This is a genomic window from Cecembia sp., from assembly GCF_007126775.1.
Taxonomy (GTDB): domain Bacteria; phylum Bacteroidota; class Bacteroidia; order Cytophagales; family Cyclobacteriaceae; genus Cecembia.
Genome location: NZ_SLAP01000215.1, coordinates 1 through 11,135 on the forward strand (window position 1 = coordinate 1; position 11,135 = coordinate 11,135).

11 protein-coding genes and 1 pseudogene are annotated in these 11,135 nt (G+C 40.0%); 1 reads left to right on the top strand and 11 read right to left on the bottom strand.

The genetic code is table 11. The features are described from left to right. The 5 genes and pseudogenes from QZT73_RS14245 to QZT73_RS14265 form a co-directional block, all read right to left on the bottom strand. A pseudogene (locus tag QZT73_RS14245) lies at positions 1–469 on the bottom strand (ABC transporter ATP-binding protein); the annotation flags it as partial. A gap of 147 nt (positions 470–616) precedes the next feature. Next, positions 617–910 carry an AraC family transcriptional regulator gene (locus tag QZT73_RS14250; protein WP_291788829.1) on the bottom strand — a complete coding sequence of 98 codons (294 nt, stop codon included), beginning with the start codon at positions 908–910 and terminating at the stop codon, positions 617–619. Between the two features lie 90 nt (positions 911–1,000). Continuing rightward, positions 1,001–1,525 carry a hypothetical protein gene (locus QZT73_RS14255; RefSeq protein ID WP_291788831.1) on the bottom strand — a complete coding sequence of 175 codons (525 nt, stop codon included), beginning with the start codon at positions 1,523–1,525 and terminating at the stop codon, positions 1,001–1,003. 5 nt (positions 1,526–1,530) lie between these two features. Further along, entirely contained in the window at positions 1,531–2,454 is a 924-nt protein-coding gene (locus QZT73_RS14260) for an alpha/beta hydrolase (protein WP_291788834.1), read from the bottom strand. A gap of 31 nt (positions 2,455–2,485) precedes the next feature. Continuing rightward, complete coding sequence (locus QZT73_RS14265; RefSeq protein WP_291778547.1) at positions 2,486–3,547, bottom strand: serine hydrolase domain-containing protein; 1,062 nt, start codon at positions 3,545–3,547, stop codon at positions 2,486–2,488. Positions 3,548–3,793: 246 nt separating this feature from the next. On the opposite strand from QZT73_RS14265, the gene QZT73_RS14270 reads away from it, so the two are divergent. Next, a complete protein-coding gene (locus QZT73_RS14270) occupies positions 3,794–5,065 on the top strand; it encodes an ATP-binding protein (protein ID WP_291788836.1) in 1,272 nt (423 codons plus the stop codon). A gap of 85 nt (positions 5,066–5,150) precedes the next feature. Here the strand turns inward: QZT73_RS14270 and QZT73_RS14275 are convergent, their stop codons facing one another. From QZT73_RS14275 to QZT73_RS14300, 6 genes are read right to left on the bottom strand one after another with little or no spacing between them, the layout of a single operon-like run. Beyond that, positions 5,151–6,584, bottom strand: a complete 1,434-nt coding sequence (locus tag QZT73_RS14275; RefSeq protein ID WP_291788838.1) for an aminotransferase class V-fold PLP-dependent enzyme — start codon at positions 6,582–6,584, stop codon at positions 5,151–5,153. A gap of 39 nt (positions 6,585–6,623) precedes the next feature. Then, positions 6,624–7,193, bottom strand: a complete 570-nt coding sequence (locus QZT73_RS14280; protein ID WP_291784685.1) for an HD domain-containing protein — start codon at positions 7,191–7,193, stop codon at positions 6,624–6,626. Between the two features lie 18 nt (positions 7,194–7,211). Then, complete coding sequence (locus QZT73_RS14285) at positions 7,212–8,078, bottom strand: YitT family protein (RefSeq protein WP_291784686.1); 867 nt, start codon at positions 8,076–8,078, stop codon at positions 7,212–7,214. 50 nt (positions 8,079–8,128) lie between these two features. Next, positions 8,129–9,169 carry an adenylate/guanylate cyclase domain-containing response regulator gene (locus tag QZT73_RS14290; RefSeq protein WP_291788839.1) on the bottom strand — a complete coding sequence of 347 codons (1,041 nt, stop codon included), beginning with the start codon at positions 9,167–9,169 and terminating at the stop codon, positions 8,129–8,131. A 15-nt stretch (positions 9,170–9,184) separates the two neighbouring features. Beyond that, positions 9,185–9,559, bottom strand: coding sequence for a response regulator (locus QZT73_RS14295; RefSeq protein ID WP_291784690.1), 375 nt, complete (start codon positions 9,557–9,559; stop codon positions 9,185–9,187). 4 nt (positions 9,560–9,563) lie between these two features. Beyond that, positions 9,564–10,940, bottom strand: coding sequence for an ATP-binding protein (locus QZT73_RS14300; protein ID WP_291784692.1), 1,377 nt, complete (start codon positions 10,938–10,940; stop codon positions 9,564–9,566). Between the last annotated feature and the right edge of the window lie 195 nt (positions 10,941–11,135).

Sequence of the window (11,135 nt, forward strand, 5' to 3'; positions counted from 1 at the left end):
AATCAATTTCAATGGGTTCTATAGGAGGGTTGAATAAGGCAGCAGCCTTTCTGAAATTTGCGACTGCATGGTCCAGAATCTCACTATAACGCTTGGTTTCTTTGACAGGACTAAGGTTAAACAGGGCGGCCCTGTTGAGGTAATACACCCTTAGGAAAGTTTCTCTGGCCGTGATAAAATGTCCACGGGAGAAGCTTCTTTCTGCGTCCTTTTCTGCGAGGTCTGCCACTTTGGTCAGTTCCCGTACCCAAGCTTCCGTATCGTATTGACTGACATTGCTGACAGCGGCAAATGCTTCACCTACATCCGCTCCTCCTCTTGCACCAAAAGCAAGTAGGTAAGAAAAGTAGGCATCTACAATCGGGTTTTTGTAGTAAAACTTCATCCTTCCGACCAAAGGCTTATTGTGCTTGGGAACCGCTTGAGGAGAACTTTTTAATTCAGGGTTGTTTATTGTTTGCGCTTTCATCGTAGTGGGGTTTAAGTGTTCAACTCATTGATTTACTGTAAATTTCAATAAATACAGCTACATTTAATGGGAAAAACAGGGTGGGATTTTGGTAAAAAATCAGGTAGAGCTAAAGTGATGTTGAAGTAAAAAAATGTTGAAAAATCGCTAGCCCTCTTTTTTCAAGGTTTTCCGAAAAGCTGCAGGGGTTAGCCCGCTCATTTTTTTGAAGAATTTTACAAAGTGGCTGTAATCATCAAAGCTCAACTTCCAGGCAAGCGCTTTAATGCCCATATCTGTGGAAGACAAAAGGGTTTTGGCATGTAAATAGGTGACTTCGTTGATGATGTTTTTGGGTGTGGTCTGAAATACTTTTTTAACAGCGTCTGACAAGTAGGCTGGACTGATTTCCAAAACTGTGGCATAGAAAGCTACTGATCGATCCTGTAGGAAGTGGTCCAAGACTAATCCTTTAAACTTAGTGGCTATCCTTTGGTACTGAAGCGCTATAAATCTTCCATCACTTTTTACCTTTGAAACGATGCGAATGGTTTATACAATCATGACCTGTAGCAGGTTTCGTATCACCAGGAGGTTTTCTTCTTCGAGTTCCTCTTGTTCCTGCAACATCAATTCGAAAAACTGACTTAACAGCTTATATTCCTTTTTGCTAAGCGGAACGACCAAAGGCTGTACACTATGGAGAAAACCAAAGCTGTTCATTTGCTGTGGCATACTTTCCAGGTTCAGGAAAGATTCCTTGAAATTGACCACATACCCATCCCAATTGCCAGTTTTCTCCCAGGACAAAATCTGACCGGGAAGATAAATGACCATGGTATATTCTTCAATTTCTTCCCGGATATCAAAAACACCCACTGCTGCTTTCAGGTCACTGCCAATGGCAACCTGAAAATAGGTTATACTGAATGGTCCCATTCTTGGAACCAGTGCTTCCCCAAGATCACAAAACCTCAGGACATTAAATTCATGATTTTTTGACCTCAGAGGAGTGTTAGCTGCTGCATAGTAGTCATTAAACTCTTTATAGTTCGGTATTTGAAATCCCTCTTCCATATTGGTTAAAAGTTCGCCAATTCCTGCGCTTCAAGAAATACCCTAATGGCCTGCATCAAATCTTCCCTGCCTTCCATAAAAGGCATATGCCCGACCTCACTTCCCCACAGTACCATATTGGGAAAAGCTAGCCCTTCGAAATGATTGGGACCTATCATCCAATCCGATCTCCCATAAAAAAAGAGAACCGGAGCCTGTACATTTGAAGTCAATGGCTTGAAATTGATATGGTAATCGGTTAGGTTCATCACAATATTCCCCATATTTCCATTCCAATTAGGTATTTCTCCAAATGTGGCGTTCATGATGTGCATATTTTCTTCCTCGGCATAACCCATTTTCCAAAACACATTTTCTTCCTTCACCAAGTCTACCGCTTGTTGCCATCTATCGACAAAGTGTGATGTGGTATCTGTACAAAGAGATAATTCATCTGCTTTTCCTGAAAACTCCAAGGCCTTGGGACACCAACTGGTCTCAAAGCATTCCTGCATATGAAGTGCGGTATTAATCATCAACATTCCCCGTATGGATTCCGGATAACGCAGTGCATAACCCATTTGTAACAATCCTCCAAAGGAATGGCCCATGGTAAGCCAATTTTCAATGCCGAGAAACTCCCTTATTTCCTCAAATTCTTTGACAAGTCTTTCCATAAAATAATTACTATTCTCTGTTCCGGAAGAGCGGGCCACTCCCCGTTGATCCAAATAAATCATGGTGAAATGTTGCTCTAACTCTTCTCCCATAAATTTTTCCATCCACCAACTTCCGCTTCCAGGTCCACCATGCAAATACAAACAGGGTATCCCATTGCCTTTAACCGTAATGTGGAGCAACTCCCCATCTGAAGTTGGTACCTGATGGGACTGGGCGAACGATTGGCTCCAGAAAAGAGGGAGCAGAAATAAAGGAACCAGCTTTTTCATAATTCAATTGATTTTTGTCCAAAATTCAGTTTCAAAGCATGCTTTTTATAGTGTCTATCATCAGCCTTGTGGCTTTTCGGTGCCCCTTACCATTGACCTGATTGGTAGCCCCACAGAAATACAAATCCGTTTTAGGGTTGTAAAAAGCAAAAGTGCCTGTCTGTCCCCAGAATCCAAGTATTTCCCCAGGGTATTTGAAGGGGAACATAATTCTTGGAATCCACAATTTTTCCAAGCCAATCCCAAATTGGAAAAGTCCGGGAGGGGGAAAAATCATTTTCCATTCCTTTAGATTTGCTATTTTTTCTTTGGGGAAAAATATCCCTCCGAAAAAAGCTTTCAGAAAAACCATCACCTCATCAACAGTAGATACAATTCCCCCCTCCGGTCCAATAGAGGTCATGTAATTGGGTAGCCATAATTTCTTAGAACCATAATAAAAAGGAGCGGGCATGTTATCCGATATATCTTGATACACATAGGTGTTTTTAAGCCCCAAGGGATCGAAGATATACGTCTTCATGATCTCTGGAATTGATAGCCCTGAAACCTCCTCAATAATTTTTCCCAAAAGCTGGTAATTCGAATCGGAGTAAGCTGCTTTTGTCCCAGGTTTGAATTTGGGTTTTAATCCTTTGATAAGTCCAATGGTCCTTTCCAGTGGCCAAGCTTCATCCTTACCTTCCAGCAAATCATCTGCAACTGTCCGTCCATTTTCCTGTTTGTGAAAAAAATAATCCGGTATGCCAGAGGTATTGGAAATCAAATGCTTGATGGTCAATTGATCCGAGTAATCAACTCCTTTGAAAACATGAAGTTTGGAGCATAAATCACTCGACAAATATTTACTGATTTTATCTTCTAGACTTAGCTTCCCCTCATCTATCAGCTTCATTACAAGCACTGTGATATACATTTTGGTCACCGAAGCAATGAAATACTTATCTTCCACTTGCATGCTACCGGCAGCGCCAGACCAGGAAAGAGAAGCATCTTCACTTTCCACTTTCATGGCCACAGAAAAAGTGGACTTATTGTCCACCATTTTTTGCAAGGCAGTTTGGATTAAGCTTGGGTTGAATGTCCTGTTCATACTATAAATATAAAAAAAGTAGAGAGATCAGAAGGGAAATTTCAATTTTCAAATGGTTTGGAATAGGAGGACCGCAAATCCACATTTTCCGGGGTTCGGGATGGCAATTACCAAATAGGAGGCTTGTACCAAGGCAGCAGAATTTAAGCCACTAAAATTTTTCGAGTATATTCGGAGATTTATGTAATCGAATAAAAATTTTCGAGTATGGACGAAAATTCTTATTTTTAAAGAAAATTTTAGAGTATGGACGAAAAATTTGATATATTATCTAAATATAATTTTTGGGATGGAAATGTTCCTGCTTTGGGATTTCCTCGAAATAACTATACAGATGATATTTTTAACTATGTAGGTAATAAACTGGTCAAAGTGCTCGTAGGCCAGCGCCGTGTTGGCAAAAGTTATCTGCTCAGGCAAATTGCCAAGAGGCTGGTAGATGAAGGCACAAATCCCAAAAACATTTTATATATCAATAAGGAGTTTATCGGATTTGATTTTATAAGTAACTACAAAGACTTAGAAGACTTACTGAATCTTTATACTTCTCAGATTAAACCTGAGGGAAAAAAATACCTGCTTATTGATGAAATACAGAATGTAGAAGGTTGGGAACATTTTGTAAATTCCCATTCACAGGATTTTGCTGATCAGTATGAGATTTTTGTTAGCGGTTCTAATTCAAAAATGCTTTCAGGGGAACTTGCTACCCTCCTATCTGGCAGGTATATAAATTTTGAAATATTTCCTTTTAGTTTTTCTGAGTTTGTAGGAATAAGAGCAGGAGATTTTTCTAAACAATACTACCTCCAATACATGGAAGGGGGGGCTTTGCCTGAATTATTTGTTTTGCCCAATGAAGAAACAAAGCGGAATTACATTGCTGCCATCAAAGACACTGTACTCCTGAGAGATATCATCCAGCGCCACAACATCAAAGATCCTAGGCTTTTGGAGGATATTTTTATTTTTCTGGTGAATAATGCCGCTAACTTAATATCTATCATTAACATTGTTAACTACTTCAAAAGCAACAATAGAAATACCACTTACGACACTGTTTCAAATTATATCGGTTTTATAACAGATACCTTTCTTGCCCACAAAGTAGAACGCTTCAATATTAAAGGAAAGGAGACGATTTCAGGTAATGCCAAGTATTATATCAATGATCTTTCTTTCAAGAATTACCTTTACCCAGGTTTCGGTTATGGCTTGGGTTATAAATTAGAAAACCTTGTTTACCTAGATTTAAAAAGAGCAGGGTTTCAGGTATATGTTGGAACTATTGGGGATAAGGAGGTAGATTTTGTAGCAACTAAAGGAGACCGTCGGATTTATATACAAAGTGCTTATTTGATGCCAGATGAGAAAACCATGGAGAGGGAATATGGGCCTCTCGAAGTTATCCCTGATAGCTATGAAAAGTTTGTTGTATCACTGGATGATATGACATTACCATCAAATCAAGGCATCAAGCATATACAAGCTTGGAGATTGCAGGACTTTTTGCGGTAGCGTAGAGTTTGGAAGATGAGGATTGCAAATTCTCCTTAGCTAAATTTTAAGATTACAAATCTTGAATAGCCTTGACATTTCGTGATTATGCCCCAAACTCTTCCTTTGTCTTTTCCAGACAAGTTAGGATCATTTCCATGGCCTGCCCTATGGTTTCTTTTTTGGTCCGAAATGAAAGAATGGCCATCCGGATGACAAACTTATCCTCCAAAATGGTGGAACTGAAAAAGGCCCGGCCATCTTCATGGATATAATGTAATAATCGGCGGTTAAAAGTATTTTGGTTTCCTTGATAAGGATACCAAAAATAACTTACAGACAAATCAGGTTTGGGCCCAACCCTAAAACCGGCCCCGATGAGTTGGTCTCTGAAATAAGTAGTAAGCAACAATTTTTCCTCCAAGTTGGAAATAAACGGAGCAATGCCATGCAGTTGCAAAGGCAGCCAAATCCTTAATGCCCGGAAATGTTTGGTCAGTTCGGGAGATACATTGGCGGGGTCTTTGGCCAGTTCATCAGATAATGCATCCTGCATATAATCGGCCATATACAAGTTAGATTGCAATACGGCTTCTGCATCCTTAACCAATACTGCCCCTATACCATAAGGAAGAAATAAACTTTTGTGGGGATCAATGACCAAGGAATCTGCTTTTTCCAAACCTCTGAATAGGTCCTTCTTGGAAGTCATTATAAAAAAGCCTCCATAAGCCCCATCCACATGAAACCAAAGGCCATGTCGTTGGCTGATTTGTCCTATTTCATCCAAAGGATCAATGGCCCCTACATCGGTGGTACCTGCCGAACCTATCACTAAATATGGAAATAGGCCCTCTGATTGGTCAGCTTGAATTTGCCTTTCCAAAGCCTCTGTATCCATTTTGTACCGTTCATCGACTGGGATATAACGGATAATGACATCCTCCAAGCCTATGATGCGCAGGGATTTTTGAATGCAGTGATGGGTCTGGGGGGTCAGGTAAATAACACTGTTTGGTATTTTTTCATTCTTAACCCCATATTTATCCCTCGCCGCAGTCAAAGCTATGAGGTTGGCAATAGAGCCACCCGAGGTAAGGTTTCCTACGGATGTTTCAGGAAATGAAAACAGTTTTTTCAACCAATGGAGCACTTCATTTTCCATGGCTACTGCCCCGGGAGAAGCATAACCAATTCCTGCATATTCATTGGTAATGGCAGCTAAATAGTCCCCCAAGGAGGAGGCGTAAATGCCTCCACCTGGTATATATCCAAAATGCTTCCCAGAAGAAGCCCGGATTCCAGATTCAGTAACTTGCTCCTTGAAAATGGTCAGAATTTCCTCTATGGTCTTGGGCTGCTCTCCTATAGTGAAAGCATCCTGATTTACTTCTTTTCCGTCATAAGCCTTGGCCTTTGGCAAAGCTTCCAGGTATTGGTTGGCAAAAGCAGCCACTTTATCCATTAAAGCCTGTCTGGTATTTTGGCCGATTTCCAATTCATTGGCCAATTCTTCCTCTGGTTTAGTGCGCTGATCCATTTTGGGGATTGTTTTACTGATTTCTTAAAGGTGTGCAATTTAAGAAGCCATAACAAGCTCAACGTTTTTTTGCTTTATCGGATCAAGGGTACTTTTTCCAAAATCAGTATGGAAATGATGAATCTTTAAAAAATTCAATTGAATCTGTTTCCAAGTTTCCTCATCCAAAGAAGGAGTTAAATGAAGCAATTCTTTTTTCAGCAAGCTACTCATCTTAAAATATTGATCCGTTCCCAAATAGAATAAATCCGCATCAGCAAGAATCCTCTCGAGTACATTTCCTGGATTCTGAGGGGTTTTCGTGGCCATAATCATTCCGCAGATCTTTTCAATTTCCTCAGGACTGAACCCATATTCCGGAAGTTCTGTCTCAACCAATCTGCACCCTTTCTCCTCATGGTTTTCCATTCCTATCAGAAATCCGGCATCATGATACAGTGCCGCCACAGAAATCAGCCGAAGTTCCTCTTCATTACAGCCCTCAGTCTTTGCAAGATAAATCGCCTTATCAAGTACATACTGCGTATGGGAAACATTATGGTAGGTTAAATAGAAAGGTAAACCGACATTTAAACGCCGATACATCATTTCAAAGAATTCTTTATCCATCTTTCTCAACAGGGTTTTTCAATTTTTGCTTACCAATCCACCCCTTACCTCCTTTATACTTTGAACATATATAAAGGCTTTAGGATCGATACTGCTAACAGCTTCCCTTATTCGATGAATTTCAAGTCGGGTCACAACGGCCATAATCACATCACAATCGCTTTTAATATCAAATGAACTTGGCAAATAACCCCGCTCTCCCTTGTATACGGTGATGGCTTTATTAAAATCCAACACAATCGCCTTTTTGATGCGTTCCGAATCCTTGGAAATAATATGCAGTGCCGTAAACTCCTCGAATCCATCTACCACATAATCTGTGGTTTTCATGGCTGTGAAATAGACCAAGATAGAATACATCCCTGTCTCCATTCCAAATTTGTAAGCTGCTCCTATGATGATTAATGTGTTTAATACCAAAATGATTTCCCCAGAGGTAAAAGCTGACTTTCTTTCTGTGTATTGGGCAATGACCTCCAAACCATCAATTACGCCCCCTCCCCTAATCACAAACCCTATTCCCAAACCAATGAAGAAGCCTCCAAAAACAGCAATGAGGACTTTATCAGAAGTAAAAACAGGAATTTGGATAAAATACATGCCGGTCGCAAGCAAGAGTACCGCTAAAGTGGCCTGAACTCCAAAAGTCTTACTGATTTTTCTAAAGCCAAGAATTAAAAATGGGATGTTAAAAACAATCAGTAAAATACTGATGTGAATATCAGCAAATGCCTTTACCAAAATAGAAATCCCTGTAACTCCACCGTCCAGAAAATTATTGGGTACCATGAAGCCCTGCAATCCAATGATGGCAAAAGCCACTCCCAAAATAGTAAAGATTAGTGAGCGCGGGGAAAAAATGGTTTTCCATAGAATTTTTTTCATTAGCGTAGTATTTTCTTATTTCAGTTTTTTTAGGCCTAGATCCAAATGAATCAGCTTTCAACCTGATAGACCACTACCGGTTTCTGTTTGTTTTTCATCTTAACTTCGCCGACAAGTGAACATACAAAAGATTCTTTTATCTTTTCATAGGTATCTTCTGTGATAAGAATCTGGCTTTTATCAGCGGCAGCCTGTAATCGGGCAGCCACATTTACAGGGTCTCCAATGACCGTATAGTCCAGGCGTCTCAATGCTGCTGAACCTATATTTCCCCAAATCATTTCACCACTATTCACCCCAATGGAAACCTCAGGTTTGAACTTGGAAATACCAATTCCAATATTGGCGGATTTAATCGAATTCCTAATGGCCAAACAGGCATCCAATGCCCTGTCTATGTGGTAATCACCTTTAAATGTAGCCATAACCGCATCTCCCAAAAACTTATCTACAATGCCTTCCTGATTGATGATCTCCTTCACGATGATATCAAAATAGGCATTCAACATATTGACCACTTTATCCGCAGGTTCTGTTTCACTGATTGCAGTAAAACCACAGATATCAATAAATGCCACTGTACCCTCTAAAGTCAAATTTTCAAAATAAGAAGTCTCTACTTCTTTACTCCCCATAAAATTGAGGACGGTTTCATCCACATACATGCGAAGGATATTGTTTTCCTTCAAGGCTTGCATGGTCCGCTTGAGCGCATTGACGTGATTGATGGTTTTTTCAATGGTGATCTCCAAGTCCTTGAAGTCAATCGGTTTGGTGACAAAGTCAAATGCTCCACGGTTCATCGCCACGCGGATATTTTCCATATCGCCATAGGCGGAAACAATCACGGATTTTAGCAAGGTGTTTTTTTCCTGAATTTTGCCTAACAAAGTCAAGCCATCCATTTCAGGCATATTGATATCACTAAGCACCAAATCTGTGTCCGGATGTTGGATGAGTTGTTCTAAGGCAATCCTTCCGTTCTGTGCAAAAACAAACTCATACTCATTGGCACGGATTTTTTGCCGGAATTTTTGTTTGATCAAAACTTCCAAATCTGCCTCGTCATCAACTACTAATATTTTTGCCATCTTATCCGAATAATTTTATCCCATCAAACTTTGAATCTCTTTTTTGAGCGATTCAAAATCAATAGGCTTGGTGAAAAACCCCTTAGCCCCAGAAGTTAATGCTTTATTGTAGTTATCACTGTCTCCATAGGCTGAAATCATGCTCACATTGATCTGTGGGAATTTAGTTTTTATTTTTTCCAAAAGTTCCAGACCAGTCATGCCGGGCATATTGATGTCTGAAAAAACATATACAACCTTAGGTGGGTCAGTCTCTTCTAAAATATTCAAGGCATCTGCACCTGAAAATGCAAAGACAAGTTCTAAACTGCCATTTCTAATCTCTCTCCGAAACTTCTGACGGAAAAGCATCTCCACATCTTTTTCGTCGTCTACAATCAATATTTTCATACAATTAATCTTGTCTTAAGTGAATAATAAACTCTGAATATTCCCCTGGCTTACTAATCACCGATAAATCACCCCCATGTCCTTTGGTGATAATATCATAGCTCATTGATAAGCCCAAGCCTGTGCCCGCTCCCGCTGGTTTGGTTGTAAAAAAAGGCTGAAAGACTTTGGTCTTGACCTCCTCGGGTATACCATTTCCATTGTCTCTAACCGTAATTTTTACCCCTTTTTGCTCTAAGGATGTAGTCACAACTACCGTTGGTTTGAAATCTTTGCCCTCCCCCTCATCTTCCAATAGCTTTTTCTTTTCTGAGGCGGCATAAAAAGCATTATTGATCAAATTGAGCAATACCCTCCCCAAATCTTGAGGTACTACTTCGAGGATTGGCAAATTTTCATCCAACTCCAATTTAAAATCTGCATTGAAAGATTTATCCTTTGCTCTCAGGCCATGATAAGATAAACGGAGGTACTCATCTGCCAGTTTATTGATATCAGTAGGCTCTCTCTTTCCATTGTCTTTGCGGCTATGCTGCAACATACTTTTGACAATGGCCTCTGCCCGCTTTCCATGATAAGTTATCTTTTCCAGATTCTGAGCAATGTCCTCCATCAAATCTGCTTCGTTTTCCTTATCCCTTTGCGTGTGGTCTTTTTTTAATTCTTCCCTTAATTCCTGAATCAGTTCATTGCTGACCTCAGAGAAATTATTGACAAAATTCAAAGGATTCTGAATCTCATGGGCAATGCCCGCAGTCAACTCCCCTAAAGAAGCCATCTTCTCTGAAAGGATCAATTGATCTTGGGTAGCTTTCAACTCGTTCAATGCCTTTTCCAGCGCCTCTTTTTTCTTGACCAAATCTTGGGTTCTCTGGGCAACTTCCTTTTCCAATTGGGCTTTGATTTTTTCTGTAAGCCTATATTCCTTTTCCCTTTCTTCCGACTTTTGCCTTTCCAGTTCCAGAGCCTTTTTCTGCTTTCTAGACAGGTACCACAATGCAACCGCCCACAAAAAGGCAAAAAATCCTGCAGTATCCAGCAAAGTTTCTATGGATTCATAAAAACTGGGACTGATGATATCAATGACTTCACTGACCAAGGACAGTCCCAAATAAGGCAAAACCGCATAAGCGATAGTTTTGGCCTGATTGAATTCAGGTACTTTAAAAACCCCATAAATTATCAGTCCCACCAAAGCCAAAGAAAGCCCATGAATCAAAACCCTACTGCCTATAGGGGAATAACCCAAAATTATGAAGGTAACTGCGAGCAGCATTCCAACTTTTAGGATTTTATGCCATTTCAGGTATGCCTCGGCATCCGGCAACCTTTTTTGAAGGTACCTAAGGATGAAAATTGAAATGATGTTTTCTAAGACCATTGGCTAATATTCCTTATTCAACTTGAGGAATCGAATTCTAAAATACACTTTTTTAACAAGCTTTCATCAAATCCTTTTGGAAAGGAAAGATTAGCTTGGGTTTACAGGTAATTCCATTATAAAATTCGACCCTTTACCCTCTTGGCTTTCCACCCTAATTTCCCCGCCATGCGCCTTCACAATATCATAGCTCAA

What these genes read in the sequence shown, in the direction of transcription:
- QZT73_RS14255 (WP_291788831.1), bottom strand. Translation starts at nt 1,525, where the DNA reads ATGGAAGAGGGATTTCAAATACCGAACTATAAAGAGTTTAATGACTAC.
- QZT73_RS14260 (WP_291788834.1), bottom strand. Translation starts at nt 2,454, where the DNA reads ATGAAAAAGCTGGTTCCTTTATTTCTGCTCCCTCTTTTCTGGAGCCAA.
- QZT73_RS14265 (WP_291778547.1), bottom strand. Translation starts at nt 3,547, where the DNA reads ATGAACAGGACATTCAACCCAAGCTTAATCCAAACTGCCTTGCAAAAA.
- QZT73_RS14270 (WP_291788836.1), top strand. Translation starts at nt 3,794, where the DNA reads ATGGACGAAAAATTTGATATATTATCTAAATATAATTTTTGGGATGGA.
- QZT73_RS14275 (WP_291788838.1), bottom strand. Translation starts at nt 6,584, where the DNA reads ATGGATCAGCGCACTAAACCAGAGGAAGAATTGGCCAATGAATTGGAA.
- QZT73_RS14280 (WP_291784685.1), bottom strand. Translation starts at nt 7,193, where the DNA reads ATGGATAAAGAATTCTTTGAAATGATGTATCGGCGTTTAAATGTCGGT.
- QZT73_RS14285 (WP_291784686.1), bottom strand. Translation starts at nt 8,078, where the DNA reads ATGAAAAAAATTCTATGGAAAACCATTTTTTCCCCGCGCTCACTAATC.
- QZT73_RS14290 (WP_291788839.1), bottom strand. Translation starts at nt 9,169, where the DNA reads ATGGCAAAAATATTAGTAGTTGATGACGAGGCAGATTTGGAAGTTTTG.
- QZT73_RS14295 (WP_291784690.1), bottom strand. Translation starts at nt 9,559, where the DNA reads ATGAAAATATTGATTGTAGACGACGAAAAAGATGTGGAGATGCTTTTC.
- QZT73_RS14300 (WP_291784692.1), bottom strand. Translation starts at nt 10,940, where the DNA reads ATGGTCTTAGAAAACATCATTTCAATTTTCATCCTTAGGTACCTTCAA.